The following is a 25640-nucleotide window of genomic DNA, read 5'->3' on the forward strand; positions in this document are numbered from 1 at the left end:
TAGTCAGTGCTCGGTACAAACGGTCCGCAATTCACGCGGTGAGGCCGAGATCGAGTCGTGGGCAGGCCTCGTTGGCAGGGTAGGGTGGCGGCAGAACCTACCGAACCGTAGGTTTTGTCGAGGAGGAGGACCGCAGGCTATGTCGCGTCAAGGCAACAGCGGCGAGAATCGTGGCACGGTGCTCCCCAAACCGAGGTTGCGCGGATGGGTTCACACCGTCATGGCGCCGCTGATCTTGCTGGCCGGGGTTGGCCTCATGGTCGTCACGCCGACGTGGGGGAACCGGTTCGCCGTCGCGATCTGGATGCTCACCGGGTTGGAGCTCTTTGGCAATTCGGCGATCTATCACCGGGTGCCGTGGGGTGAGAAGATCAAGGACGTCCTGCGACGCATCGACCACGCCAACATCGCGGTGTTCATCGCTGGCACGTACACCCCGCTGGCCGTCTCGCTGACGACGGGTGCCTCCAGGGTAATCCTGTTGTCGATCATCTGGGCCTGCGCCCTGCTCGGAGTGGCCTTCCGGTTCGTGTGGAATGGCGTGCCCAGGTGGGCCTCGACGATCCTCTACGTCTTCATGGGATGGACAGCCTTGTGGTGGCTGCCGCAGTTCTGGCGCGTGGGAGGGCCAGCAGTCGTCATCCTGATCCTCGTCGGAGGGGTGTTCTACACCGTCGGAGCAGTCGCTTACGCCCGTCAGAAGCCCAATCCGTCACCCACCTGGTTCGGCTTCCACGAGGTCTTCCACAGCTGCACTGCGGTGGCCGCGATCTGTCATGCGGTTGCCATCGGTCTTGCCGTCATCTGACCGGCTGGTGAACTCTGGATGAATGGCCGAATCGCACACTCCGGTTCCACCTGTCGGGCTCTAGGTTTGATGTCAGAGGGGCCGCTTCCGACGCCTCGACGACGTTTCCTTCCTCGATGCGACCTCTCATGTCACGGGAGGTTTTCGTGTCCGTCCGTCCAGAAGGCTCCGAGCGAGCCCACAGCCCGATTCCGGCGGCACCTGAGGGGAGGCGGACCTACGTCATCGACACATCGGTGCTGTTGTCGGATCCTCGTGCCCTGCTCAACTTCGCCGAGCATCACGTGGTGGTGCCGATCGTCGTCATCACCGAGTTGGAGGGCAAACGCCACCACCCGGAATTGGGACATTTCGCCCGCGCAGCGTTGCGCATCCTCGACAAGTTGCGACTCGACAACGGTGGCCTCGTCGGGCCGGTGCCGGTCAACGATGAGGGAGGCGAACTGCTCGTTGAGCTCAACCACTCCGACCCGAATTGCTTGCCCGACGGCTTCCGTCTCGGTGACAACGACACCCGGATCCTGGCGGTTGCCCAGAACTACCGGCTGGCCGGGCACTCCGTCGTCCTGGTGACGAAGGACCTGCCGTTGCGGGTCAAGGCCTCGGCCATCGGTCTGGAAGCAGAGGAATACCGGCACGAACTCGTCCCGGACAGCGGATGGACCGGCATGGTCAATCTCGAGGTCCCCGACGAGATGATCTCGGCCCTCTACGAGGAGGGACACGTCGTCGACTCGATCTTCGACGAGATCCCGGTGCACGCCGGACTCGTGCTGGACGGCCCGAACGGCAGTGCTCTGGCCCGACGGATGCCGGACGCCTCGGCTCGGCTCATCCCCAATGACCAGGAAGCGTTCGGGATCCGTGGTCGCTCGGCTGAGCAGCGGGTTGCCCTCGACATGCTGCTGGACCCTCAGGTCGGCATCGTCTCCATGGGAGGGCATGCCGGTACCGGAAAGTCGGCGTTGGCGTTGTGCGCAGGGCTTGAGGCGGTGCTGGAGCGACAACTCCACAAGAAGGTCATGGTCTTCCGGCCGTTGTATGCCGTCGGTGGCCAGGATCTGGGCTACCTGCCCGGTGACGAGGGGGAGAAGATGGCCCCGTGGGGTCAGGCGGTTCTGGACACCCTCACCAGCGTGACGAACAATTACGTCATCGAGGAGGTCATGTCGCGTGGCATGTTGGAGATCCTGCCGCTGACGCACATCCGCGGCCGTTCCCTCCATGACGCCTTCGTCATCGTCGACGAGGCCCAGTCCCTGGAACGTAACGTGCTGCTGACGGTGCTCTCGCGAATCGGGCAGAACTCGCGGGTGGTGCTCACCCACGACGTCGCCCAGCGGGACAACCTCCGGGTAGGTCGTTATGACGGTGTGGCAGCCGTCATCGAGAGGCTGCGAGGACACGATCTGTTCGGCCACGTGACCCTCACCAGGTCGGAGCGTTCGCCCGTCGCCGCGCTGGTGACTAGCCTGATGGAGGACATGGTCGGTTGATCAGCTGAGGCGACGCCGCGCGACGCATCTGCAACAATCTGGAGCGTGGCACCCAATCCCAGAGCCGGCATCAAGGACATGTTCCTGTCCTTGGCTGTCATCCTCGTCCCCGTGTTGCTCATCGTGTGGTTCTTCACCAGGACCCCTGACGAGCCGAACATCCAGAAGATTGACTGGAAGCCCGTGGCGACGTCGGCGCGCACCCATGCCGGGTACCCGGTGCTGGCTCCCAAGGAGGTGCCCGAGGACTGGCGGCCCACCAAGGCGAGGTATGCCAACAAAGGGGATCGATGGGTGGGAAACACCATCTCCGCGGGGAACAGGTGGGAACTGGGATTCCTCACCAGCGAGAACATCTACCTGGCCGTGAACCAGTCCGACGAGCCTGCCAAGGCTTACATCGCCTCGGTGACGAGATCAGCCACCGAGGATGGGAAGGTCAAGGCGGGTCAGTACACCTGGACGAAGATGGTCAGCCCGGATGGCCGTACCCGTGCCCTGGTGACGAAGGTCGGTTCCTCGGCGGCTGTCATCGTCGCGGATGCTGACTATCAGGTTCTCACTGACTACGCGGGGATGCTGAAGACGCTCTGACCCCCGTCAGGCCCGGGAGTCCTCGGCCTCAGAGCGTGCCGCTCCGATACGGGCGCGAGCCCCGTCGAGCCAGGTCTGGCAGATGTCGGCGAGCTTCTCGCCACGTTCCCACAGCTTCATGGTCTCGGCCAGGGAGATGCCGCCGGACTCCAGTCGGGTGACGATGCCAATCAGTTCGTCGCGGGCAGCTTCGTATGGGATCTCGGGCTCCTCGGAGGTGGGCTTCTCGGGTGCCGACTCGGACTTCTTCTCGCTCATGAATCCTCCTGGGACGGTGGTTGGTTGGGGGTACGTCGGTCGAGGGAATCGACGGTGACGACGAGGGTGCCGTCGGACAGGTAGACCGACAGATTCGCTCCCGGATCGGTGTCATCGACGGAGGTGATGGAGTCGCCCTCGGAGTCGGCAAGGATGGCGTAGCCGCGATCCAAAGTGGCCTTGGGAGACATGGCGCGCACTCTCTCGAGCATGTGATCGACGTCGCGGCTCTCGGCGTCCAGGGCTCGATTGGTCGCGAGGCGAAGACGCTGCAGGGCCGAGTCGAGTTTCTCGGCGGTGATGTCGAGGGTGGCCGTGGGATTAACCATCACCGGTCGGGACCGCACCTGGGTGAGATGGGCCGTCTCGACGTCGACAAACCTCGTGACGGCTTGGCGAAGTCGGGTTCTGGCCATCTCGATGGCCTGGGACTCCTCCGCGGCGTCCGGGACAATGAGTTTGCCGGCATCTGTCGGTGTGGAGGCTCGTAGGTCGGCGACGAGGTCGAGGATGGGGTTGTCGCGCTCGTGGCCGATGGCCGAGACGACCGGAGTCTTGGTGGCGTAGACCGCTCGTACCAGGGCCTCGTCGCTGAAGGGGAGGAGGTCCTCCAGGGAACCGCCGCCGCGGGCGATGACGATGACGTCGACGGCGGGGTCGGCGTCGAGCTTGGCCAGGGCCGCGATGACCTGCTGGGCTGCCGTGGGGCCTTGGACCAAGGTGTTGCGCACCACGAAACGGGCGGCAGGCCAGCGAAGGGTGGCATGTCGTTGAACATCTCGTTCGGCGTCCGAGCCGGCTCCCGTGATGAGGCCAATACTGCGTGGCAGGACAGGGATGGGCTTGTGAAGGGTGACGTCGAAGAGCCCCTCGGCCTCCAGCAGGCGTTTGCGTCTCTCCAGCTGAGCGAGCAGCTGGCCCTCGCCGGTGGGAGTGATCTCGGAGACCTCGAAGGAGAGTCGGCCGCTGCGTGACCAGACCGTCGGGCGGATGAGGGCGGTGACCGTCATGCCCGACTCGATGGGCCCAGCGGCGTCGAGGACTCGTCGATGACAGGTCGCGGTGGCAGAGATCTCCTCGGTGGGATCGCGCAGGGTGAGGAACTGAGTGGGACCGGAACGACGGGTGACCTCGATGACCTGGGCCTGGACCCAAATGGCCCCGCAGCGTTCCACCCACCCCTTGACGGCGTTGACGACCCACGCCAGGGAGCGAGGGTTGTCAGCGGTGTTCGGCTCTGCCATGGGCGACACGCTATCCGAGGACAGCGACGGTCTGCAGGGAGTGGACCGGGCGCGAGGTGTCCTCTCGACCCCGCGGCGAAGAGGCGACACAGGTATGACGGGAATCGCATACGGCGTCGTGTCTTGAGGGCTTCTGGGGCTGATGACATGGTGATCCACCCGTCACAAAGTCCGAGCCGTCTCCCATGGTGGCAGACGGCCCGGACTACGTGCGTAGATGGGATCAACTCATCTGATCAGGCTCCGGTGCGCGGCAGAGCGTGGCCTCCGCCGTTGTTCCCACCGCTGCTGGCAGAAGGAGCGGCTGTGGTCGGGACAGGGGCACCAGGCTTGGGAGTCGGGGTAGGCGTCGGCTTCGGCGAAGGCTTCGGAGCGCAGGGGTCGATGCCCTTGGCAGGGTCGAACCTCTCGTCGTCACCGTCCGGGGTCCACACCGGGAATCCCCGGGAGTCCTTCGAGTAGCTGCCCACCTCGTCGAGGTCGACGTCTCCGGGCTTGACCTCCTCACCCTCGTCGTCGTCATCGTCGTCATAGATCGGAGGGCCGGACTGGATGACGGAGTGCTTGGGCTCGGGCATCGTGGAGTCAGCACCCTTGACGGCCTTCCAAATGGCCTTGTTGAAGACCTGCTCGTCGATGGTGTCCTCCTTCTCGGTGCTCTGCTCACCGGATTCCTTAGCCAACGGGGCATCAGGTCCGTTGACCTTCGTCATGTCGTAGGAGGGACGAACAGCCGTGTAAGGCTTGAAGTTGGGCTTGTCGGTGAAGGCACCCGACATCGGGGTGGAGAAGGCGTCGAACTGGGTCAGCGGCCCAATGCCGAGGATCCCCTCCATGGTGCGCAGCATCGACACCGTCGAGTAGAAGGTGGAATCGACCCCGCCGGTACGAGTGTACGGGCTGATGACCTCACCGATGGTGCGGTGTGCGTCGACATGGTCGGGGCCGTTCTGGGCGTCATCCTCGGTGAGGAAGATCGCGGTGTCCTTCCAGATGGGGGACTTGGAGACGGCCTCGACGAGCTGACCGACGGCCTGGTCGTTGTCGGCGACATAGGCCTGCGGGGTCGGGGCGCCAACCTTGGTGGCCTGGGTGTGGTCATTGCCCAGCCGGATGAATTGGACCGTCGGAACGGTGCCGTTTTCCACCTGCTTGTCGAAGTCGGACTTCCATTCGTCGACGCGGGACTTCGGACCGCAGTTCTTGGCCATCGGCTTGAAGGAGTTTGCCGAGTCAGGGCAGGCAAGGGACCAGCCGATGTAGTCGTGGTCGGTGTTCGGGTCGAGCACCTCCTTGTCGGCCGCGTGAGCCTTTCCGTTCTTGTCACGCTGGGTGTAGAAGCCGTAGTTGCGGAAGCTGATGTTGTTCTTCGACAGGTGCTCCCAGAAGTAGGCGTCATGCTCCTTGGCGCGAGCCTCCGGGTCATTGTGTTCGCTGGGGTACGGTGCGCCGCGTCCGGAGTAGTTGGACGGCCACATCTCCTCCGACCAAGGGTTCGAGTTGGCCTGGGAGACCCAGTTCCAGCCGTTGGCCGAGACCTCGGCGTCAGCGTAGAAGTTGTCGAAGGTGACGAACTGACGTGCCAGGGCTCGGGTGTTCGGGGCTGATTCCTCGCCGAAGAGGTTGAGGGTGGGATCGCCGTTGCCGCGGCCGTTGGAGCCCAGCTCCTGATCGAAGGTGCGGTTCTCGCGCACGACGTAGATGACGTGCTTGATCTTGCTCGACTTCGTGCCGATCTGGTTGGGGACGACGCTGCTACGAGCCGCATCATTGGCGGTGTTGTTCTTCTCGACAGTGGCCGTTTGCTTGGCCAGGGTGGCGGCGTCAGGTTCAGCGATGGTTGAGAGAAGGCCCTTGATCATGGACCCGGAGTACTGGTCCTCCGAGGTGCCGTTGGGATCGGTTGGGTTCGGGTGGCCGGGGCCGTTGTTCGGGCCGGCGCCCAGCCCCTTGGCCGAGATGATGCTTAGTTTGCCGTCATGGTTGACGATCTGGGTCGGGTACCAGCCGGTCGGGATGTCTCCGGCGACTTTGTGAGTCACGGTGTTGATGACGGCGACCTCATTGTGACCGGAATTGGTGACGTAGAGACGCTTGCCATCCTTGGAGAGGGTCAGGCCGGTGGGATTGGCGCCGACGAGTTTGGAGCCGTTGCGGTTGACGGGAATGGTGGCCGTCTGGTGATGGGAGGCCACGTCGACGACCGAGATGGTGTCGGCATCTCCGTTGGCGACGTAGAGGGTCTTGCCGTCAGGTGTCAGTACTGACTTGTTGGGGTGGAATCCCACATCGATCTTGTGGGTGGCCAAGGGCTGGGACTTCGTGATGTCGACCTCGGCGACGTCCGACCCGCCCTGGGAGGAGACGAAGGCCTTGGTGGAATCCTTGGAGAGGGTGACCCAGACCGGACGGTGGCCGATGTGGGTGGTCTGCACCTTGTTGGTGGCCAGGTCGATGACCGAGACCGCATCGGCAAGCTGGTCTGCCACGACGAGGCGCTTGCTGTCCTTCGTGACGGCCAGGCCGGCTGGGTAGAGGTTGACCTTCTTGCGCTTCGGGCTGATGACCGGCATCTGGATGGCCGTGGTCTCCACGAGCTTGCCGCAGTCGAAGTGGTACGTGCGGATCTTGTGGTTGCCGGCGGCACTGGCGAACAGGTGCTTGCCGTCAGGGCTGAAGGCCAGGCCCATGTACAGGCTCTCGGGAGACTTGTAGGGGATGGTCTGTACGACCTTGCCAGAAGCAGTTTCAACGACCTGCAAGGACTGGGTTCCCTGGCCGTTGTTGCTGATGACGAGGTACTTGCCATCGGGGGAGAGGACCTCGTTGAGGGGGAGGTCACCGAGGGTGGTGAGCTGACCGGCTGGGGTCAGAAGCTGACCGACAGTGGTGCGGCCGGTGGATCCCGAGGTGGGGCCGGCCTTCTCGTCGCTCGGGGCTGCGTTGGCCGGGGCGAAGGTGACGGTTGTTGCGATTGCGGTGAGGAGGACGCACGCCGAGGCGAGGCCACGACGCAGTCTTGTGGATGCGGCATCACTCATGGTTCAGAACTTAGGAATTCGAAGTGGCAGATGACGGCCGTGAATGTGCACCTTCGAAGAACTTTGGGTGAACGTGGCTACGGTGAGTCCTCGATGGGCGAACTCGAGGAGATTCGCCAGATGATGGCGTACCCGTAGACTCGGAGCCATGGCTGTTTCGGGGGCTGACACTGACAAGAGGCTGTTTCTCGCCGCACCGCGCGGTTACTGCGCGGGCGTTGATCGTGCGGTCGTGACCGTCGAGAAGGCGTTGGAGGCCTACGGTGCGCCGGTGTACGTGCGCAAGCAGATCGTGCACAACCGTCACGTCGTGGAGACCCTGGAGGAGCGCGGTGCCATCTTCGTCGACGAGCTCGACGAGGTGCCCGATGACGCCTTGGTGGTCTTCTCGGCCCACGGCGTCTCTCCCCAAGTCAAGAACGAAGCGGCCAATCGTGGTCTGCGGACCATTGATGCCACCTGCCCGCTGGTGACGAAGGTGCATCACGAGGCCAAGAGGTTCGCCAACGACGACACCCAGATCCTGCTCATCGGCCACGCCGGCCACGAGGAGGTCGAGGGGACGACGGGTGAGGCTCCCGAGAACATCACTCTTGTGCAGACCCCCGAGGACGTCGATGGTCTGCAGCTGGACCCTGATCGTCCGGTGGCGTGGCTGTCCCAGACGACCCTGAGCGTTGACGAGACGGTGGAGACCGTCGACCGGATCCGTCAGCTGCACCCACAGCTCATCAATCCGCCGTCCGACGACATCTGCTACGCCACCCAGAACCGTCAGCATGCCGTCAAGCAGATGGCTCCCAAGTGCGACCTCGTCATCGTGGTGGGGTCGAAGAACTCGTCGAACACCGGCCGCCTGGTCGAGGTCGCCCTCGAGTCGGGGGCCAAGGCGTCCTACCGCGTCGACAATGCCGGTGAGATCGAGGAATCCTGGCTCGACGGGGTCGACAGCGTCGGTGTCACCTCGGGTGCGTCGGTGCCGGAGACCCTCGTCCAGGGGGTGCTTGACCTGCTCACCTCGAAGGGTTGGCCGCAGGCCGAGGAGGAGACCCTCATCGAGGAGTCACTGTCCTTCGCCCTGCCTCCGCAGCTGCGCAAGCGTCGCACGGCCGACAACTGAGGTAGGGGAGTCGTCCTCGCCCTGATGCTCCGTCAGTTCCGGCGCTGTGAGGGGGCGTACTGTCTCCTCGATCGGCGCAGGTGAGGAAATGTCCTCGTCGGTGACCCCGAGATCCTCGAACCGCCGGGCCTGGACGAGAACCCTTGTCTCCATGCCACCCAACAAGGTGTTGTATGCGCGCACCGTCGAGTTGAGGGATCGTCCCATCTTGTCGAGATTTCCGGCCAGGGTTCCGAGTCTCTTGTGCAGGTCGCGTCCCAGTGCGGCGACCTCCGCCGCGGACCGTGCGACGGCTTCCTGACGCCATGCCAGGGCGACCGTTCTCAGCATCGGGATGAGAACTGACGGGCTGGCTAGCACGATTCCACGACGGTTGGCGTACTCGTGCAGATCAGGCATTTCCTGCAGGGCGGCCTGGAGGAAGGCATCGGAGGGCAGGAAGCACACCACGAACTCCGGGGAGTCCAGGTCCGTGCGCCAGTACCCCTTGGCTGATAGCTGGTCGATGTGGGTTCGCACGTGGCGGGCGAACCGCGCCATCTGGGCGTCGTACTCCTCGGGATCCTCGCACTCGGCGGCGTCGAGGAAGGCCGCCAATGGAGTCTTGGCGTCGATGTGGATGCACCGATCACCCGAGAGCCTCACCGTCATGTCGGGACGCTGAGGAGTGCCCTGGGCGGTCGTTGTCTGTTGGGTCTGAAAATCGCAGTGTTCCAGCATTCCGGCCACCTCGGCGGTGCGCTGCAACTGCATCTCGCCCCAGGCGCCGCGCACCTGCGGTTTGCGTAGGGCGGTGACGAGGCTGGCGGTCTCCTTGCGCAGGTTCTCCCCGGCGTTGCTCACCCCGGCGACCTGCTCGCGGAGACTCGCCGTCATGGCTGTGCGTTCTTGTTCCACCTCGGCCAGCCGCCGGTCCAGCCGTTCCAAGGCAAGGGAGACGGGGGCGAGCAGGCGTTGGGCGTCACTCATCGTCCGTTGCGCCGCCCGAGTGGAGCGTTCGTCCTGATCGGCCATGGATTGGGCGGACAGCGCCCGGAACTGTGTGGCCAGGGCGGCACGGTCGGCGGTGACCTTCTCGGCAGCCTCCAGACGCTCGGTGGCAACCTGCGCCGTCGTGGTGGCTTCGGCGACCCGCTGGGAGGCCCTCAACTGGGCGATGAGCCAACCGATACCCACTCCGATGGCCAGACCGATGACCAGACCAATGAGCCCGACAACGATGTTCGTCATGGCACGAGGGTCGCAGCCGCCTCCGACATGGTTGACGACGGTCGTGTTCCACCGTGGAGAACAACGGATGATGGTTGAATGGTCGCCATGGTTGACACCGCGACTTCGGATCACATCCGCGACATCATCTCCTTCGTGGAGGCGTCTCCCACGTCGTATCATGCGGCCGCCGAGCTGGCGCGACGGCTTGACGGGGCCGGGTTCCAGAAGCTTGAGGAGACCGAGTCGTGGTCGTCGGTCGAGGGACGTTGCTACGTGGTCCGTGACGGAGCGGTCATTGCCTGGGTCACCCCGGAGAAGGTCACTGACAAGGTTGGCGTCAGGATCGTCGGCTCCCACACCGACTCCCCGTCCTTCAAGCTCAAGCCGAATGCCACCGTCACCAATCAGGGCTGGCAGCAGGTCGGCATGGAGGTCTACGGCGGTGGTCTGCTGAACTCCTGGCTCGACCGCGACCTCGGCCTGTCCGGCCGTCTCGTCACCAAGGACGGCCAGGTGCGTCTCGTGCGCACCGGCCCGATCCTGCGCATCAGCCAGTTGGCCCCGCACCTGGATAGCACCGTCAGCGATGACCTCACGTTGGATCGTCAGCGTCACCTCATGCCGATCCTGTCGGTGGGTCGCCCCGACCTCGATGTCGAGGACCTGCTGTGTGAGGAGGCTGGCATTAAGCGTTCCGACCTCGCCTTCCACGACGTCTTCGCCCACCTGACCCAGTCCCCGGCCGTCATCGGGCCTTACGGGGAGTTTCTGGCCAGCCAGCGCATGGACAACCTGTCCTCGGTGCACTCCTCGGTGGCCGCCTTCGTCGACGTCACGCCCGCTTACGACGTGGCGCTCATGGCGTGTTTCGATCATGAGGAGGTCGGCTCGTCGACTCGATCCGGCGCCTGCGGACCCTTCCTCGAGGACGTCCTGGTGCGGATTGCTGATGGTCTTGGCATGACGGGCGCGGCTTACCGGGCGATGATCGCGAGGTCGTCGTGCGTGTCCTCGGATGCCGGCCACGGCGTGCATCCCAATTACGTCGAGAAGTTCGATCCGGCCAACCATCCGCTGCTCAACGAGGGTCCGCTGCTCAAGATCAATGCCAACCAGCGGTACGCCACTGATGGTGTCGGCGGGGCGCTGTGGAAGCGTGCTTGTGCGACGGCCGGGGTGCCGACCCAGGAGTTCGTGTCGAACAATTCGGTGCCGTGTGGCTCGACGATTGGGCCGCTGACGGCGACGAGGCTCGGCATGCTGACGGTTGACGTCGGCGTTCCGCTGATGTCGATGCACTCCACCCGCGAGCTCGCCGGTGTCAAGGACCTGGAGTACATCACGGCTGCCCTGGCGGCATACTGGCAGGGAGCCTGAGGCCAGCGGTGTCGCCGTCGCCCTTGTCGGAGGCGGCGACTACCATGGCTCGACGTGGCACTTACGATTGGAATCGTCGGTCTTCCCAACGCCGGCAAGTCGACCCTGTTCAACGCGCTGACCAAGAATGACGTCCTGGCGGCGAACTATCCCTTTGCGACCATTGAGCCGAATGTCGGCGTGGTCGGGGTTCCGGACAAGCGTCTGGATGTGCTGACGGAGATGTTCCACTCCGCCAAGACCATTCCGGCGACGGTGTCCTTCGTCGACATCGCTGGAATCGTCAAGGGCGCCAGCAAGGGCGAGGGGATGGGTAACGAGTTCCTCTCCAACATTCGTGAGGCCGACGCCATCTGCCAGGTGACGAGGTGTTTCGACGACGACGACGTCACCCACGTCAATGGTCACGTGGATCCTTCCGACGACATCGAGACCATCACCACCGAGCTGGTGCTTGCCGACCTGCAGACGATGGAGAAGCAGCTGCCCAAGCTGCAGAAAGAAGCCGCGATCAAGAAGGAGTCGCGCCCCAAGGCCGAGGCGTGGGAGCAGGCCAAGAAGGTGCTCGAGGAAGGCAGGACGATCTTCTCGGCTGGGCTTGATCCCGAGCCGCTGCACGATCTGTTCCTGTTGACGACAAAGCCCTTCATCTACGTCTTCAACTGCGATCAGGATCAGCTGGGTGACGCCGATTTCCAGGCCAAGATGGAGGAGCTGGTTGCTCCCGCTGAGGCGATCTTCCTGGACGCCGAGTTCGAGGCCGAGCTGGCCGAGATGGAGCCCGAGGATGCCGCCGAGTTCCTCGCCGACGCCGGTATCGAGGAGCCCGGCCTGGACAAGCTCGCCCGTGTCGGTTTCGACACCCTCGGTCTGCAGACCTTCCTGACTGCTGGGGACAAGGAGTCCCGAGCTTGGACGATCCGCAAGGGCGACACTGCTCCCGAGGCTGCCGGCGTCATCCACACCGACTTTCAGAAGGGGTTCATCAAGGCCCAGGTGGTGTCCTTCGACGACCTCGTCGAGTTCGGTGGAGAGAAGGAGGCCCAGGCCGCTGGAAAGTTGCGTCTGGAAGGCAAGGACTACGTCATGCAGGACGGTGACGTGGTCGAGTTTAGATTCAACGTCTGATAGCGGGCCTCAGTCGGCCCACTGCCTAGAATCATTTTCGCCTTTTGGGGGCCCGTTTTCTGGTCGTGCGTCGTCCCTCCGGGGGAAAGAACCTTCGCTCGCGTGTGAGCGCGAAGCCAGAGGTTCACGTTGTTAAATCAGGGTTGACCGCTCGTTTACTCCGGCTCCCTTCCCCCCGGAGACACCCCATCGGCATTGACCCGACGTCACTCACCGACTTCGGGCATCTACCCGAAACCTTCGTCGTGGGGGAGTTGCGCAAGCAGGCCTCCTGGTTGGAGGAGCCTGTCACGTTCGGGCACTGGCGCACGAGTGGTTCGTACGAATGGACTGGATGTTAGAGCATGGAACAATGATTGTTCCATGCATATTGGGACGCTAGTTGCCCTCTTGGTTGTCTGTGTAGTTGTCCGGATCGCGATGACGAAGTTGAAAGCTGCGTTCGCTCGTGACCACCTTCGAAGCCTCGCGGCCACGAAAGAGATCAGCATTGTGTCTGCGGCACTCGCCGTAGCGACCATGGTTATCGCTCCGAGGTCTGTGTTGGCGGTCTATCCCGTGGCGCTCATTGCTATGAGCACGGCATATGTAACGTGCAGACTCCTCCAGGGAGCCGAGCGCCAGGGCTCCACAACAGTGCGCGCGTACGTGCGATATCGCTGCGATATGACATGGCAAGAGACAAAGTCCAAGGCCAAACGGTTCTTCACACTTGCCGCGCCTTGCGGGTGGCGGGAAGTTCATATCACGGCCGACAGCTTCGACAATGTTGTCTCTATTCCCACAATGATCTGGATCGTAGGGGTGATATACATCGCAATCGTTGTTGTCGTATTAGTCGGGATTTTTGTGAGTATCACTGGTGCGAATGATGGCATCGTATCGGCGGTGCTCTCTGCTGCAATCAGCTACAACATGTTGGCGATCAGCTGTCTTCTCACCGTCTCAGCATTCATCTGCATCGCGCTCTTATCCCTCCTCCGGCGGATCAAATTCCTGCAGTTGCGTTTGGGAGTCGGCTCGTGTGTGCGTCGCATCGCCACATGGACTGGATACGGTGGAGCAGTCGGTGCCGTTATGGCCTCGCTCGTGCCTCTCGCGGGGCTTGTAATGCCGATCCTCACACAGCCGGCAAAAGAGCGCCGCAGTACTTAACACGATCACGCCACGCTCGATGCTGGATTATCCTGCCGCCGGGGCTGTCGCAGGCTATGCGTTCGGTCTTATCGTCGCGATAGCGTCCTTGTTTCCAAATTCCACGAACAGTTGGCTTCGGCGCGTCCTATGTCCAGGACTGTTCGTCGTGGTTCTCGTCGGATTGAGCCATTTTTGGGCGGCCCCCGTGGGCTCCTGCGACCAGTTATTGACGCCGCCGCTCTGCGATCTGGGGTCAGCCAGACATTCTGCACCAGCGCCGCACCGACGGATATCGCTTCGGGAAGTATTGACGCGAAGGCATGGGTTATCACGGCGATGGACCAATGCGTCGGCGGACTTCTCATCTCGACCACAGCCATTGGATGGATCGTTGGCGTAACAGCTCTCTTGGTCGGCGTCAGTCTGTTCGTCAGCGACATTTGCGGTCGGGCACCTGGGGCGCGTGGCATCAGTTCGGGAAATCGGCGACGGCAATCTCAACCTCGTCTTCCTGTTAAAATATGAAGACGGGTGGGGTCTTTACATCAAGCTAGCGCTGCCATACGTCCGGATGACGGGCGAGGGGCGGCCTATGACTCCCGACCGGGCACGCCATGAGGTCGAATCTCTCCAGACACATGGGGCCTTGGTTCCCGATCTGGTACCCAAGGTCTACTTCTATGATCCTACGCGCTACATCTTTTGTCATCGAAGATATGTTCGATCACGAAGTATGGCGCGGGGCGCTCAACAAGTCCGAGGCCCACGATGAAGTAGCTGCAGAGGTCGGGCTCCATATAAATCTCTGCCCGCTCGGTCTGGTGGTTCGTGTCAGTGGAACGATCTGCACCACATTGGGTCTGCTGCGTAGCACGTCGTCATTGATTCTTGTGGGTAATCAGGCTCTTCCCAGATGAGGGTGTAGCGCACGTCGCGCGGCGGGCCGGCGCGTCGGTGGCCGGATAGAGGTCGAGGTCTCCTGAGGATGAGAGCTCCTACACACTCAGCCCGAAAGACCTCGACGTGCACGACGCTACCGTCGGCGGGCGCGCTGATGCGTTGGCCAGCCCCGACCTGACTGTCTTCTGCCGCCTCGACGAACTCGGCCTCGTTGTCACCGGGCAGCGACTCGAGCCGGATCGTGCCGTATTGGCCTGCCAGGTGGTCCAGCCCGACCAGTGGTGCCGGCGCTGCGGCTGCGAGGGGAGACCACGTGACACCGTGGTCCGACGGCTTGCCCACGAACCACTGGGCTGGCGGCCCACGACGCTGGAGGTCGTTGTGCGCCGTTACCGCTGCAGCGGTTGCGGGTATGTGTGGCGCCAGGACACCACCGCCGCGGCCGAGCCCCGGGCCACGTTGTCTCGGCGCGCTCTGCGGTGGGCGCTGGAAGGGATCGTGGTCCAGCACCTGAGCGTGGCTCGGGTCGCCGAGGGGCTCGCGGTGGCCTGGGACACCGCCAACGACGCCGTTCTGGCCGAGGGCAAGCGGGTGCTGATCGACCAGGAGCACCGCTTCGAGGGGGTGAAGGTCGTCGGGGTCGATGAGGTCGATGAGCACGTGTGGAGGCACACCCGTCGCGGCGACAGGTACGTCACCGTGATCATCGACCTCACCCCAGTGCGAGATGGCACCGGCCCGGCACGGCTGCTGGGCATGGTCGAAGGACGCTCCAAGCAGGCGTTCAAGACCTGGCTGGCCGACTGCCCGCAGGAGTGGCGCGACGGCGTGGAGGTGGTTGCGATGGACGGCTTCACCGGGTTCAAGGCCGCCGCCGTCGAGGAACTGCCCGACGTGGTGACCGTGCTAGATCCCTTCCACGTCACGCGCCTGGCTGGCGAGGCGCTCGATGAGTGCCGACGGCGAGTTCAGCAGGCCATCTGTGGGTACCGCGGCCGCAAGGGCGACCCGCTCTATGCCGCCCGCCGGACCCTGTCGACCGGCGCTGACCTGCTCAACGACACGCAGAAGGACCGACTGGACACCCTGTTCGCCGACGACGCCCACGTCGAGGTCGAGGTCACCTGGAGCGTCTACCAGCGCATGATCGCCGCCTACTGCCACGAGAACCGGCGCCACGGCCGGGAGCTGATGGCCCGGCTCATCGACTCGATCAGCACCGGCGTCCCCAAGGCCTTGGTCGAGATCACCAAGCTCGGCAGGACGCTGAAGAAGCGCGCCGCCGACGTCCTGGCCTACTTCGACCGGCCCAGCACCTCCAACGGGCCCACCGAGGCGATCAACGGCAGGCTCGAGCACCTGTGCGGCTCGGCGCTGGGGTTCCGCAACCTGACCAACTACATCGCCAGATCCCTGCTCGAGACCGGCGGGTTCAGACCCCAACTACACCCTGGATTCGGATGAGCCATTTTTCGCCCTGACTGGCCTTCGCTCGCGATGGTGAACTCGCTGGTCTCGCGAGCCGTCAGGGGCTCAGCTGGAGAGTGAAGGCAATGGCATGCCTGATGCCGACGAGCCCGATGTCTGCGGCGTTCCGGCTTGACGGCTAGCGGTAATGACGGACCCCGTTATATGCGGGGCGCGTGATCAGATCGTTCGGGAGCACGGACACCGAGCGGGTGTGGCATCGTCAGCGTGTGCCCGCCATGATCCCCGAATCCTCCGGGTGGCATTGCGCAAGCTTCGTCAGGTGGGATCTGCGGAGATGCTCGAAGACCTCCGCGTTCCACCCGGTAACCGACTCGAGGCGCTCAAGGGCGACCGAGCTGGTCAGCACAGCATCAGAATCAATGACCAGTGACGGATCTGTTTCAGATGGACAGACGCCGGACCAGAGGAGGCGGAGATCGTTTGACTACTACTGACGAGATCGAGTCGATCCACCCGGGAGAAGTTCTCATGGAGGATTTCATCGAGGGGTTCGGGGTCACGCAGCACAATCTCGCTGTGTCGATAGGTGTGCCGCCGCGGCGGATCAACGAGATCGTGCACGGCAAGCGAGGGATCTCAGTGGACACCGCATTGTGACTTGCGAAGTACTTCGGAACCTCGGCGACATTCTGGACCAATGTGCAGAGCCACTACGAGCTCGACCGTGCGGAAGACGCGGCAGCTGAGCAGATCATGCCGCTGCACGTGGCGTGACTGATGTATGTTGCTGGCGTGGGCTCCAGCGGCGCCTCAAACGCAAGCGGTTATTCGTTTGCACATCGGGCTGTGAGACGATGGCCATGGCGGAGGGAGGAAGGATGAACGTGCGAATCGATGTGCTTGACGAGCGCATGGCAGATTGTGTCGCCGGGTGGCTTCATAGTCGCGCAGATGTCATGTTGTTCGGAGGGGCGCGTCTGCCTTTCCCGTTGACCGGGAGGGATCTGCTTGCTACGTCTGACGATGGCTGGGTGGTCTTGGCGATGAAGGTCAACGACATGCTGGTGGCGTCTGGTTCCTACAAGCTCTTGGCTAGTGGTCGGGTTCGAATCGGGCGCATTATCGTGGCCCCGGCCTGTCGTGGGCGAGGTCTGGGACGGGCGACGGTCGTTGGACTGATAGAAACGGCAACGAAAGCCGTTGATGCAAGCGTCGTCGAACTCGGCGTATACCAGCACAATACGAATGCCATCAACCTCTACGAGTCTCTGGGCTTTTGCCAAACTCGCGTTGGCGCTACGACCACTATTGATGGAAAACCCTTTACTGGCATCGAGATGGAATACCGCGTGGCATAAGCGGAATGGTGACTGAATCTGGGCGTGGGGTCCGGAATGTGGGCTTGCTGGCACGCTGGGTTCGATCGGTGATCGCGAATATCAGTTGAGGCTCGTCAGCAGGCGGGCTCGCGGGGCAGCTGCATGGTCGTGGGCCTCGATGAGCATCCGTCGCGACCAGGATCTCGGCCACCCCTCTTGTGCCTGGCAAGCGATCCGGTGTCGAACCTGACATGCACATCGACCGGTAACTACTCACCCGGTGCGACATTGGGGGATATGGCTATCGCCGTGAGCATCGACTGAGACGCGATCAGTCGCGCCGCGAAACGGCACAGCGTCGCGGAACTGGCCGTGTTTGGTCCTGTGGTGTAGGGAGGGCTCGACGCTGACAGTGACGTCGATTTCTTGGTCGGCTTCGTTCCTAGCCAGTCGGATCCTTTTGAGGATTTCTGTGGTTTGCGCGACGAGCTGCGCGGGATTGTCGATCGTGACGTTGACCTTGTCGTGAAGCGATCGATCCGCAACCAGTACTTTCGTGACTCGGCGCTAGCTCAGCCGGAGGCCATCTATGTTGCCGACGTCTAAAGCTCACCTGCGGGACGTGCTGAACTGACTTCGTCGTACTGATCCGGAGACTGCGGACGAGGTGCCAGATCTCGGCCGCAGCGTCGGGATTCCCTGCTCGAACGCGACCAATGATCTCGGTCGTCGGTTGGGACTAGGGTTGCGTGGTCGTGGTGAGCCGACTCTCGCTGGTTTCGTAACTTGGCGGAGCTTTGGTGCGGCGGTCTTCCAGCCCGATGGTGATACCACTCTGGTATCATCGTCTCGTGGCCATGACGTTGCGGTTGACAGCAGAGGACGAGCGGGTTCTCACGCGTCTTGCCGAGGATGACGGGATCAGTCGCCAGGAGGCGACGATTCGCGCGATCCATGAGGTGGCGGCGCGCAGGGGGCACACGAAGGATGTGGCTGACGCCTCGGCGAGGGCGCGGGCTCGGTATGCCGATGTCCTTGATCGGCTGGGTCGATGACCGTTTTTCTCACGGTTGAGGACCTTATGGCCTTGGTTGAAGACTTGGGGGTTGGTCCGGTACGTGATGTTGGTTTGCTTGAGTCTGCGGCGGCGCGTCCACGCACCTCGCTGTGGGGCGGTGATGCCTATCCAACACTGGGGTCCAAGGCTGCGGCTCTCCTGGACTCTCTGGTGAACAATCATGCGCTGGTGGACGGCAACAAGCGGTTGGGATGGTTGGCGACGGTGGTGTTCTTGGACCTCAATGGCTGGTGGGTGGAAGCTCCGGACGACGATGCATACAACCTCGTCGTCGCCGTGGCGAGTGGTAGGGCTGATCTGGATGAGGCTGCTGCGTCGCTTCGGTCGTGGTGCGTTGATCCCAAATCACGTTAGTTCTGCCCGGAAGCCGGTGGAATTCCGCTTCATCGTGTAATTGAGTTTCGTTTCACGTTTAGATGGGGTCTGAGCTGGGCTTGGGACCTCTGACCTGCTTGTAGTGAGTATGTCAACGGTGGTGGCTGATCCTGACGCCAACTGAACCTGTCCGCCCTTGCCCTGTGAATATGAGATTGGGACCGGAGGCGTCGGGTGGTCGTGGAAGTCGGCGCTGCGGTCCGTCAGATCGATGGCGAGGTAGGCGCCGCCCGAGCGGAGCATTGTGCGCACGCTGGTCATGAGGTGCTCGAGGTCGGCGACGTGGTGCATCGTCATGCGGGTGATCACCAGGTCGTACGCGGGGCCGGGGCGAACCCAGCGCCGGCCACGATCTCCAGGACTTCGTGGATGGCTGAGGGGGTCACCCGCCCATGATGACCACGGTGGCCTCCCCGCGTCGACCTGGCTTGTCGTCCTGGGTGCGGGCGCGCTCGTCGAGCTCGCTGGTCACAGGGAGTGCATCGGCCGCTGGTCGGGCGCGAGGTCCCGGCGGTTGGTGATCTGCTTGCCGAAGGAAAAGCACGAGGCCGCTGCCCCCGAAGGGCAGCGGCCTCGCCTAAGATCACGTGATATTAGCGGTTCAAGGTGATGTTGGACGCCTGTGGGCCCTTGGGGCCCTGCTCCACGTCGTACTCAACCTGGTCGCCCTCGTCCAGCGAGCGGTAGCCCGAGGAGTTGATAGCGGAGAAGTGAGCGAAGACGTCGGCGGAGCCGTCGTCGGGCTGGATGAAGCCGTAGCCCTTGTCGGCGTTGAACCACTTAACGGTGCCGGTTGCCATGTTGCAATCCTTCGATTTGTGGAGCGACCGCTTTTCGGCCGCTTCCGGATGTTGCTCTTCACACTTGCCAGAAGGAACTGCTCGGATCCGTGAGAACCCGTCTTGCGTAATGCAAACCAACCCTACTGTCGAACAATGGCTTCAGTCTACATGCTCTGGGGCCGCCCGCTGACCACGGGGCCAAGAAATTGGCTGTGTATTTGGTTCTCAGGTCTATGAAGATGGCTGTATGGCTCAGGAAGAAGACTTTGACGCCAAACCTCGCGCCTTCTACGCGAACTGCTCCGAGGCGGGCTGGCTGCGGGGTCGCCACACCGCCGGGCTGCTGGAATTGGAGGCGACGCGACGCTACCTGAGCTTCATTCCGCCCGAGGCCCGAGTCTTGGACATCGGCGGCGCCACGGGTGTTCATGCCAGTTGGTTGGCGGCGCGCGGTCTCGATGTCGTCTTCGTCGATCCGGTACCCGAGCAGGTGGACATGGTCGTGTCGCTGCTGCAGACGATGGGGCGCATGCGCGAACTCGACCGCACGGGTGAGATTCGAGAGCGTCTCACCGAGTTGTCGGCGCACATGATGACGGTCTTCTTAGGCAGCCCCGGCGTCGCCGGCTGTAAGTCGATGCGCCTTATCCCGGTCGCCGTGCGCGATGTTCTACTGAGGATCTTGGCCTACTGCGACAGGAGAAGTCATTCCTTGTCGTGGCGGAGTTCTGCTTTTCGTCCCGATTTGGCCCTCGGAAGGTCGCTGGAGCGCGGCCACGGCGCTGCCGTCAACATGCTCAGCAGCGGTGCACGGTAGCCTCGTGGTGGGATGCTAACATTTTCCTGTGGCGGTTCGTTCGGCGGGTCATGGCATTGACGCTGATGGCCTCGTCGCTGTGTACCGGGAGCGCTTCTGTCCGCGGGATACAGCGTCGACTCGCTTCCGCCATCTTCTAGTGGGACTGGCCGGCCACGGGCTGCAAGTCGTGAGGCTTTCGAGGTCTTTGCTGCCCTGACAGGAGCTCCTGACGTGCTCGCGGTGCTTGAGCTGTTCGCGAGTCAATCTGGCCTGAGGGAACGGGATGACTTCGCGGTGTCCTGTCTGCCTGGCAATGGGCGAGCTCCCAAAGGGAAGTGTCGGGCCTCGGTAGTTTCAGTGGGCTGGGTCGAGGTGCTGGTGGTTGAGTTGGACCGGTCTCATGGTGGACTCGCGCAGGTGTCCGTGTGGGGCGAGCCAAACGAGGACATCACTTGGGCCGCGGAGTTAGCTGGTGTCTCCATCCAGTCGTCCAGACTGGATGGAGGCGGGATAGCTCTGAGGCTGCCTGGGGCGATGGCGCTCAAACTCCTATCGGATGACAAGGTGGCGCAGCTTGTTTCACGTCGGATCTCCGCAATTCGCGACCGACGTCGGCGATTGCGTCGACTGGACTGGCACAACTCTTGGCTGTGGGCGTTTCTCGATGCCTGCGTGGCAAGTCCGCGGTCAGGTTGTTCAGTCGATGACTGGGATGTCTCCCGCAGTGATTCTGTAGTTCTCGCTTACCAGCGTAATAGCCAGAGTGATTTCAGGCGACGCCTTCTTGAATCCGGTCCTGCGGAGTGCGCCATCTGTGGCCTGGACCTGCCGGAACTGTTGGAGGCCGCTCACCTTGTGCCCCATGCGCGAGGGGGCAGGGCAAGTCGGGAGAACGGTCGACTCCTGTGTGCAAACCACCATCGGGCCTACGACGCAGGGCTCTACCGATGGACAGGGGACGAGTTCGAGTGGGCCAGCGCGGGCGAAGAGCCAAATCTCGGCGGGCTCGGACCTTCAAGTCACGGATGATGCCAATCGGCTGCGGAACGTGGTGGCGGAGTTCCGCCTCAACGTCTGACTGTGCTGGATGTGATGATCGGACGGGGCGGTGTGCCTCCCTCTGGTCCGGGCCTAGGGACTCGGGGTGCCCCACCGTGGTGCGGTGGGGCTTCAGTCGGGCAGGGGCGTCTGGAACAGCGTCTGGAGCAGGCGTGTGTTGATGAACACGACGTTTCGGCCGACCTTCTCCTTGACGACCAGCCCCGTGTCAGAGATCTCGGTGAGCCACCGGGCAGCAGTCTGGCGCTTGGCGAGGCCAGCCTCCACGACGTTGTTGATCCTGAGGTAGGGCTGCGAGAACAAGAGCCGGGTGAGCGAGGCAGCCGGAACCTTCGAATTCAGCGCACGGATCTCGGTCTCCATCGTGCCGCGCATCGTGTCGGTGGTCTCGACCAGGTCCAGGGTCCAGCGTGCTGTCGACTCCACGCCGTCCAGCATGAACAGGATCCACGGTTCCCAGGCATCCTCGCGGGTCACGGCGTCCAGTCGTTCGTAATAGGTGTCCTTGTGGCGCATGACGTGTCCGGACAAGTACAGAATGGGTAGCTGCAGTAGGCCGGTCTCGATGAGGATGAGCAAGTTGAGCACTCGTCCGGTGCGTCCGTTGCCGTCGAAGAAGGGGTGGATTGCCTCGAACTGGTAGTGGGACAGCGCCATCACGACGAGCGGGTCCAGTCCGTGGTTGCTGTGCAGGAAGCGCTCCCAGGCTGACAGGTGGTCGAGGATGACGTCCCTGCCCTCGGGCGGGGTGTACATCCGGTTCCCCGTCGTGGGATTGCCGATGTAGGTGCCGGGCTGGTCGCGGATGATGGCCGTTCGCGCGTGGATGTGGGAGCAGACCTCGATTGCGGTCTTGGTGGTGATGGGGCGAGTGGCGAGGGATTCGTGGCCTGCGCGGAGTGCCTCTCGGTAGCGGAGGGCCTCCTTGACCTGAGGAGTGACGTCGGGAAGCGCCCCATTGGCCGCCTTGAACAGTTCATCGTTGGTCGTGACGATGTTCTCGATCTCACTGGACGCCTGTGCCTCCATGAGCGGGATCAGGTTGATCAGCATCGTCGGGTCAGGGAGACGCTTGTAGGCGCCGTCGAGACGTGCCAGCGCGCGACTGGCCGTGATCGTTGCCTTGAGCACCGCCGGCGTCTCTACAACGCCCGATGGTGGGAGCGCAGGCAAATCCTGATACGGGCGATCAGGGTGGTTCCACATGGTCACAGCGTAACCAGATCCAATAAACGTGTCGAAGAAAGTGAAGAATTTCGACACGTTCCATCGATGTGTCGATCAGATGGACACTTTTGCGCTCAGGTGGGGCATCACGAGGCTGCTGCATCATGCCAATCGGCCTCGGAACGTGGGGCGAGTTCAGGTTTGTGAGTAGGCGGCTTGCCGAACGATCTCGGGGTCCGGAACATCGATGTTCCGGACCCCGAGATCAATGGCAAGAATGCGAACTCAGCAGTTCTTCGCCACTTCCCGGGCCTGCTTGACCAACAAGGCCTGCAGCGGCAGCCGACCCAAGGAGATCACTTGCCACTTGGGCTCGCGGTCACGCCATTGGCGCGCCATCTCCAGATTTCCGGGGAACACTGCGACGAACAGGGCTGCAGCAGCCCGTCCGCCCAGGCGGCGGGTCCGCGGACATGCCAGCAGGGCCGCCGTCGTCAGTTCGGCAGCGCCGGACCCATACGTCCAGTTGCGCGGCTCACCCGGGATTTCAGGCGGAATGATGCTGTCGAAGGGTTCCGGCTTGAGGAAGTGCAAGGTTCCCGCTCCAGCACACAGCGCCGTCAGGAGGCGAGCGGTGCGATGAGCGTGTGTGGCCTTGTTAGAGGATTTGTGTGCGCACTTGCAGAACATTCTTCAAGGCTACGTCAACGCTTAAGATGCCGCCATCTACCGCGTCAGTATCCGTCAGCTGGCGTCCTTGTACACGAACTGGCCAATGCGGCGCTTCTCAATCGTGGGTGTCGTTGGGGTTTGAATCCGCTTGCTTTGAGTAGTGGGCGGGCGGTGTCGTGGGGGAGGTTGCGCAAGCCGAGGGCGCTGTCTCGGAGGTGCTCGAGGGGGCTGTTAACCGTTTCGGTGGGGCCGTTGCTGGTGCGGGGCGCTCGAAGTAGGCCAGCATGTCGGCAGCTTGCTTGTCCAGGGCGCCTCCCAGGGTGATCAACTCGGTCAGCGGCTTGGGGACGCGTGTGGTCAGGGCGGTGATGAGCGTGGACACCAGCGTGCGGCCATGTTGGTGGTCGGGGTCTTGGTAGGCAGCGATCATGGGTTGGTCGATGCCCCACGTGGCCTCTCTTTCGAGGTGGTCATCATTAGCACGGCAGTGAGCCGGTCGTGGAGTTCGTGTTGGACTTGCCGTCGGCACCCGTCGAGCGCCTCCCCAGCCAGACGAACCACGCCGAGGGGATCGATCACCGCAGTGGCGTCAGGCAGGTCCTCATTCGTGGCGGTCTTGAAGCCGGTGAACCCGTCCATCGCGATGACCTCGATGCGGTCGCGCCAGTGTTGCTCACGGTCGCCCAGCCATGTCTTAAACGCCTGCTTGGAGCGGCCTTCGGCCATGCCTGGCAGCCGGGCGGGGTTGGTGCCATTCCTGAACAGACAGGGTGAGGCCGATGGCCATCGGCACGTACTTGTCACCCTTCTTGGTGCCAGGCTAGACATGCTGGCCAACCCCGATAGTCGTGGCCCCATCGAAGCAGCCCCTCGGTCTCGATCAAGACCCGTTCGCCTTCGGCTAGGACGTCGTTGTTGGCGCTGTTCCACGACACGCCCAGTCCCTCAGCGATCCGGGCCACCGTGAGGTGGGCCACGACGAGGTCTTCCAGCGCCTAACCCAGCGCAGGTCGTGGCAGTTTCGCTCGCGGTTCGGCAGCCTTGCCCATGTCCTGGCACCACACGTGTCGGCACTCGACACAACGATACCGACGCACCCGGACCAGCAAGGTCGTCGGCCGCCAGCCGAACGGTTCGTGCGCAAGCCGTCGACACCACCGGTCATCGTCGATGACCCGGCAAGCCAGGACCGCGCGCTCGGGCTCAAGGTGTTGGCCTACGACTTCCAAGCCGAGTTCATCAAGGCCTGTGAACGTGGCCAGATCAGAACGAACGAAAGTAGCGCTGGACACCTCGAGGTCGTACAGATTGGTGAATGTGAAAATTTCCATCTTCGAAAGGCCTCGGCCCTCACCCACAGACCAAGATCAACCCACCACCACACCATCGACTGTGAAAAGCCCGTAAAAGCGGTGACAGATGAGCATGTGTAGTTCTCCCATGTTGGCAGTTCCTGAGTGTGGTGCTGCCGCGTCAATGTTGGTGGCTGCCCCCGATAGGGTGCTCGGGCAAACGTGGCGACCTCCAGGGGAGCCCCGCAGCCGAGGGGCTCGAGCGGTGATCTTGATGCATCGGCCGAGGTGGGTGGGCTGGGCGTTTGTCTTGTGGTGGCAATCTCGTCGGGATTGATCGTAGGGCTGGCCGGGGTGGAAAGGTCCGGGAACGTTGGGCACCAACCCCAGTTTGGTCAGAAGCCGCGAAACAATGACTTCGGTGATCTTGAATGCCGCAGCGCCTACGGATGCCTCGTTGACCAGGTTGAAGGCGCAGATCTGTCATGAAGAGCCGATAAGTCCTCAATCACAGTACTACTAATCATCATCCTGCGATTACCTGCAGTTCATTTGAGGCCTCTAACGTGAGGTGTGCACGCCACTGATCGCCCGTTGCGTGGTCGGGTCTCGAGACATGAATGCTGGGGGTGGGTATGTTCGGTCAAGACATGGCGATATGTTCGTCGCGGAAGGTGCCAGTTGCCGTCTATCCACTTCGGGTTAGGTCTGGGGCTGCGATCAATTACTGCTACATTCTGCAGGATGAAGTGACCAAGCGTGCCGTCATCGTGGACCCCGCCTGGGATTCGGCGGCCATCGAATTGGCGCTGGCAAATCTCGGTGCCGAACTCGGTGCGGTGGTCCTGACTCATAGTCATGATGACCATGTTAATGCTGCCCCACAGTTGGCTATGCGGCACAAGTGCCCAGTCTATATGTCAGCTGGTGAAATCGCTGTCTCTCATTTTCGTTGTCCGGGGCTAAGGCCGGTATGGGACGGTCATGAGATCGTCGTCGATTCCGTCTCGCTGACGGTTCTTCTTACTCCAGGTCATACATCAGGTAGCGTGTGTTATTTACAGGAGCATGCACTCTTTAGTGGTGACACCCTCTTTATTGAAGGGTGTGGGATTATTGCCGACCCCTGTGGAGATGTGGATGACATGTATAGAAGCATTCAAAAACTGCACCGCATGGTGCCAGGGGATATCCGTGTGTGGCCGGGGCATCGCTACCGTTCTGAACTTGGCCTGTCTATGGCAGAAGTAGTGGAGAAAAATATCTACTTCTCCCTGCAAGATATTAATCAATTCAGACGCTTTCGCATGCGTGCTGGTCAAGTCGGCCTGTTTAATTTTAAGTAGTCAGC

Annotated in this window: 26 protein-coding genes and 1 pseudogene; 18 read left to right on the forward strand and 9 right to left on the reverse strand. The window is 62.6% G+C overall.

Annotated elements, in window-relative coordinates:
• The first annotated feature begins 139 nt into the window (after positions 1-139).
• The 3 genes from trhA (at position 140) to ACP8ML_RS02975 (ending at position 2898) form a co-directional block, all read left to right on the forward strand.
• Complete coding sequence (trhA, locus tag ACP8ML_RS02965) at positions 140-808, forward strand: PAQR family membrane homeostasis protein TrhA (RefSeq protein ID WP_063279717.1); 669 nt, start codon at positions 140-142, stop codon at positions 806-808.
• A 116-nt stretch (positions 809-924) separates the two neighbouring features.
• The gene (phoH2, locus tag ACP8ML_RS02970; RefSeq protein WP_021108787.1) at positions 925-2304 is read left to right on the forward strand and encodes an RNA 5'-3' helicase PhoH2; all 1380 of its coding nucleotides are present in this window, start codon (positions 925-927) and stop codon (positions 2302-2304) included.
• Positions 2305-2382: 78 nt separating this feature from the next.
• Positions 2383-2898, forward strand: coding sequence for a DUF4245 domain-containing protein (locus ACP8ML_RS02975; RefSeq protein ID WP_065673712.1), 516 nt, complete (start codon positions 2383-2385; stop codon positions 2896-2898).
• 6 nt (positions 2899-2904) lie between these two features.
• Here ACP8ML_RS02975 and ACP8ML_RS02980 read toward each other — a convergent pair whose 3' ends face one another.
• From ACP8ML_RS02980 to ACP8ML_RS02990, 3 genes are all read right to left on the reverse strand, one after another.
• Positions 2905-3156, reverse strand: a complete 252-nt coding sequence (locus tag ACP8ML_RS02980) for an exodeoxyribonuclease VII small subunit (protein WP_117188473.1) — start codon at positions 3154-3156, stop codon at positions 2905-2907.
• Positions 3153-4400: an exodeoxyribonuclease VII large subunit gene (gene xseA, locus ACP8ML_RS02985; protein WP_117188472.1), complete on the reverse strand. Its 1248-nt coding sequence runs from the start codon at positions 4398-4400 to the stop codon at positions 3153-3155. The genes ACP8ML_RS02980 and xseA overlap by 4 nt, the downstream gene beginning before the upstream one ends.
• A gap of 236 nt (positions 4401-4636) precedes the next feature.
• Positions 4637-7441 carry a bifunctional YncE/alkaline phosphatase family protein gene (locus ACP8ML_RS02990; protein ID WP_117188471.1) on the reverse strand — a complete coding sequence of 935 codons (2805 nt, stop codon included), beginning with the start codon at positions 7439-7441 and terminating at the stop codon, positions 4637-4639.
• Between the two features lie 148 nt (positions 7442-7589).
• Between ACP8ML_RS02990 and ACP8ML_RS02995 the strand changes: the two genes are divergently transcribed.
• On the forward strand, positions 7590-8561 hold the full coding sequence (locus tag ACP8ML_RS02995) for a 4-hydroxy-3-methylbut-2-enyl diphosphate reductase (protein WP_117188470.1): 972 nt from the start codon (positions 7590-7592) through the stop codon (positions 8559-8561).
• Here the strand turns inward: ACP8ML_RS02995 and ACP8ML_RS03000 are convergent.
• Positions 8505-9791, reverse strand: coding sequence for a DNA recombination protein RmuC (locus tag ACP8ML_RS03000; RefSeq protein WP_117188469.1), 1287 nt, complete (start codon positions 9789-9791; stop codon positions 8505-8507). The genes ACP8ML_RS02995 and ACP8ML_RS03000 overlap by 57 nt on opposite strands.
• A gap of 78 nt (positions 9792-9869) precedes the next feature.
• Here ACP8ML_RS03000 and ACP8ML_RS03005 point away from each other — a divergent pair, with 78 nt between their 5' ends.
• From ACP8ML_RS03005 to ACP8ML_RS03055, 11 genes are all read left to right on the forward strand, one after another.
• A complete protein-coding gene (locus tag ACP8ML_RS03005; protein ID WP_117188467.1) occupies positions 9870-11150 on the forward strand; it encodes a M18 family aminopeptidase in 1281 nt (426 codons plus the stop codon).
• 54 nt (positions 11151-11204) lie between these two features.
• Entirely contained in the window at positions 11205-12278 is a 1074-nt protein-coding gene (ychF, locus tag ACP8ML_RS03010) for a redox-regulated ATPase YchF (protein ID WP_117188465.1), read from the forward strand.
• Between the two features lie 44 nt (positions 12279-12322).
• Positions 12323-12619 carry a DUF4143 domain-containing protein gene (locus ACP8ML_RS03015; protein WP_375792553.1) on the forward strand — a complete coding sequence of 99 codons (297 nt, stop codon included), beginning with the start codon at positions 12323-12325 and terminating at the stop codon, positions 12617-12619.
• Between the two features lie 22 nt (positions 12620-12641).
• Positions 12642-13433 (forward strand): hypothetical protein, encoded by a 792-nt coding sequence (locus ACP8ML_RS03020; protein ID WP_065673709.1) that lies wholly within the window; start codon positions 12642-12644, stop codon positions 13431-13433.
• Positions 13434-14438: 1005 nt separating this feature from the next.
• Positions 14439-15779 (forward strand): ISL3 family transposase, encoded by a 1341-nt coding sequence (locus ACP8ML_RS03025; RefSeq protein ID WP_117188463.1) that lies wholly within the window; start codon positions 14439-14441, stop codon positions 15777-15779.
• Between the two features lie 301 nt (positions 15780-16080).
• Positions 16081-16176, forward strand: coding sequence for a type II toxin-antitoxin system RelE/ParE family toxin (locus ACP8ML_RS03030; protein WP_249361191.1), 96 nt, complete (start codon positions 16081-16083; stop codon positions 16174-16176).
• Positions 16177-16226: 50 nt separating this feature from the next.
• Positions 16227-16403, forward strand: coding sequence for a HigA family addiction module antitoxin (locus ACP8ML_RS03035; RefSeq protein WP_249361172.1), 177 nt, complete (start codon positions 16227-16229; stop codon positions 16401-16403).
• A gap of 221 nt (positions 16404-16624) precedes the next feature.
• Complete coding sequence (locus ACP8ML_RS03040; protein WP_023035070.1) at positions 16625-17104, forward strand: GNAT family N-acetyltransferase; 480 nt, start codon at positions 16625-16627, stop codon at positions 17102-17104.
• Between the two features lie 438 nt (positions 17105-17542).
• Entirely contained in the window at positions 17543-17671 is a 129-nt protein-coding gene (locus ACP8ML_RS03045; protein WP_256998436.1) for a hypothetical protein, read from the forward strand.
• A gap of 251 nt (positions 17672-17922) precedes the next feature.
• On the forward strand, positions 17923-18120 hold the full coding sequence (locus ACP8ML_RS03050; RefSeq protein WP_249361190.1) for a CopG family transcriptional regulator: 198 nt from the start codon (positions 17923-17925) through the stop codon (positions 18118-18120).
• Positions 18117-18497 carry a type II toxin-antitoxin system death-on-curing family toxin gene (locus tag ACP8ML_RS03055; RefSeq protein WP_036975799.1) on the forward strand — a complete coding sequence of 127 codons (381 nt, stop codon included), beginning with the start codon at positions 18117-18119 and terminating at the stop codon, positions 18495-18497. Before ACP8ML_RS03050 ends, ACP8ML_RS03055 begins: the two co-directional genes overlap by 4 nt.
• Here the strand turns inward: ACP8ML_RS03055 and ACP8ML_RS03060 are convergent.
• Positions 18489-18815, reverse strand: a complete 327-nt coding sequence (locus ACP8ML_RS03060; RefSeq protein ID WP_253255524.1) for a hypothetical protein — start codon at positions 18813-18815, stop codon at positions 18489-18491. The genes ACP8ML_RS03055 and ACP8ML_RS03060 overlap by 9 nt on opposite strands.
• Before the next feature lie 296 nt (positions 18816-19111).
• Complete coding sequence (locus tag ACP8ML_RS03065; protein WP_004811983.1) at positions 19112-19318, reverse strand: cold-shock protein; 207 nt, start codon at positions 19316-19318, stop codon at positions 19112-19114.
• Positions 19319-19547: 229 nt separating this feature from the next.
• Here ACP8ML_RS03065 and ACP8ML_RS03070 point away from each other — a divergent pair, with 229 nt between their 5' ends.
• Both ACP8ML_RS03070 and ACP8ML_RS03075 read left to right on the forward strand, forming a co-directional pair.
• Positions 19548-20117, forward strand: a complete 570-nt coding sequence (locus ACP8ML_RS03070) for a methyltransferase domain-containing protein (protein WP_249361171.1) — start codon at positions 19548-19550, stop codon at positions 20115-20117.
• 516 nt (positions 20118-20633) lie between these two features.
• Positions 20634-21128: an HNH endonuclease gene (locus tag ACP8ML_RS03075; RefSeq protein WP_138774597.1), complete on the forward strand. Its 495-nt coding sequence runs from the start codon at positions 20634-20636 to the stop codon at positions 21126-21128.
• Positions 21129-21269: 141 nt separating this feature from the next.
• On the opposite strand, the gene ACP8ML_RS03080 is transcribed toward ACP8ML_RS03075, so the two are convergent.
• The 3 genes and pseudogenes from ACP8ML_RS03080 to ACP8ML_RS03090 all read right to left on the reverse strand — a co-directional run bounded on the left by ACP8ML_RS03080 (position 21270) and on the right by ACP8ML_RS03090 (position 24289).
• Positions 21270-22289, reverse strand: a complete 1020-nt coding sequence (locus tag ACP8ML_RS03080) for a Fic family protein (protein ID WP_249361169.1) — start codon at positions 22287-22289, stop codon at positions 21270-21272.
• A gap of 321 nt (positions 22290-22610) precedes the next feature.
• Positions 22611-23015, reverse strand: coding sequence for a DoxX family protein (locus ACP8ML_RS03085; protein WP_117188457.1), 405 nt, complete (start codon positions 23013-23015; stop codon positions 22611-22613).
• Positions 23016-23059: 44 nt separating this feature from the next.
• Positions 23060-24289, reverse strand: a pseudogene (locus ACP8ML_RS03090) (transposase).
• Positions 24290-24939: 650 nt separating this feature from the next.
• Here ACP8ML_RS03090 and ACP8ML_RS03095 point away from each other — a divergent pair.
• Entirely contained in the window at positions 24940-25635 is a 696-nt protein-coding gene (locus ACP8ML_RS03095) for an MBL fold metallo-hydrolase (RefSeq protein ID WP_270237509.1), read from the forward strand.
• Positions 25636-25640 lie beyond the last annotated feature (5 nt).

Source organism: Cutibacterium sp. LaCa_255, from assembly GCF_057458005.1.

Excerpts from the sequence above, each read along its gene's own strand:
- trhA (WP_063279717.1), top strand. The coding sequence starts at position 140 with ATGTCGCGTCAAGGCAACAGCGGCGAGAATCGTGGCACGGTGCTCCCC.
- phoH2 (WP_021108787.1), top strand. The coding sequence starts at position 925 with ATGCGACCTCTCATGTCACGGGAGGTTTTCGTGTCCGTCCGTCCAGAA.
- ACP8ML_RS02975 (WP_065673712.1), top strand. The coding sequence starts at position 2,383 with ATGTTCCTGTCCTTGGCTGTCATCCTCGTCCCCGTGTTGCTCATCGTG.
- ACP8ML_RS02980 (WP_117188473.1), bottom strand. The coding sequence starts at position 3,156 with ATGAGCGAGAAGAAGTCCGAGTCGGCACCCGAGAAGCCCACCTCCGAG.
- xseA (WP_117188472.1), bottom strand. The coding sequence starts at position 4,400 with ATGGCAGAGCCGAACACCGCTGACAACCCTCGCTCCCTGGCGTGGGTC.
- ACP8ML_RS02990 (WP_117188471.1), bottom strand. The coding sequence starts at position 7,441 with ATGAGTGATGCCGCATCCACAAGACTGCGTCGTGGCCTCGCCTCGGCG.
- ACP8ML_RS02995 (WP_117188470.1), top strand. The coding sequence starts at position 7,590 with ATGGCTGTTTCGGGGGCTGACACTGACAAGAGGCTGTTTCTCGCCGCA.
- ACP8ML_RS03000 (WP_117188469.1), bottom strand. The coding sequence starts at position 9,791 with ATGACGAACATCGTTGTCGGGCTCATTGGTCTGGTCATCGGTCTGGCC.
- ACP8ML_RS03005 (WP_117188467.1), top strand. The coding sequence starts at position 9,870 with ATGGTCGCCATGGTTGACACCGCGACTTCGGATCACATCCGCGACATC.
- ACP8ML_RS03020 (WP_065673709.1), top strand. The coding sequence starts at position 12,642 with ATGCATATTGGGACGCTAGTTGCCCTCTTGGTTGTCTGTGTAGTTGTC.
- ACP8ML_RS03030 (WP_249361191.1), top strand. The coding sequence starts at position 16,081 with ATGCTCGAAGACCTCCGCGTTCCACCCGGTAACCGACTCGAGGCGCTC.
- ACP8ML_RS03040 (WP_023035070.1), top strand. The coding sequence starts at position 16,625 with ATGAACGTGCGAATCGATGTGCTTGACGAGCGCATGGCAGATTGTGTC.
- ACP8ML_RS03050 (WP_249361190.1), top strand. The coding sequence starts at position 17,923 with ATGACGTTGCGGTTGACAGCAGAGGACGAGCGGGTTCTCACGCGTCTT.
- ACP8ML_RS03055 (WP_036975799.1), top strand. The coding sequence starts at position 18,117 with ATGACCGTTTTTCTCACGGTTGAGGACCTTATGGCCTTGGTTGAAGAC.
- ACP8ML_RS03060 (WP_253255524.1), bottom strand. The coding sequence starts at position 18,815 with ATGACGATGCACCACGTCGCCGACCTCGAGCACCTCATGACCAGCGTG.
- ACP8ML_RS03065 (WP_004811983.1), bottom strand. The coding sequence starts at position 19,318 with ATGGCAACCGGCACCGTTAAGTGGTTCAACGCCGACAAGGGCTACGGC.
- ACP8ML_RS03070 (WP_249361171.1), top strand. The coding sequence starts at position 19,548 with ATGGCTCAGGAAGAAGACTTTGACGCCAAACCTCGCGCCTTCTACGCG.
- ACP8ML_RS03075 (WP_138774597.1), top strand. The coding sequence starts at position 20,634 with ATGGCGCTCAAACTCCTATCGGATGACAAGGTGGCGCAGCTTGTTTCA.
- ACP8ML_RS03085 (WP_117188457.1), bottom strand. The coding sequence starts at position 23,015 with ATGTTCTGCAAGTGCGCACACAAATCCTCTAACAAGGCCACACACGCT.
- ACP8ML_RS03095 (WP_270237509.1), top strand. The coding sequence starts at position 24,940 with ATGGCGATATGTTCGTCGCGGAAGGTGCCAGTTGCCGTCTATCCACTT.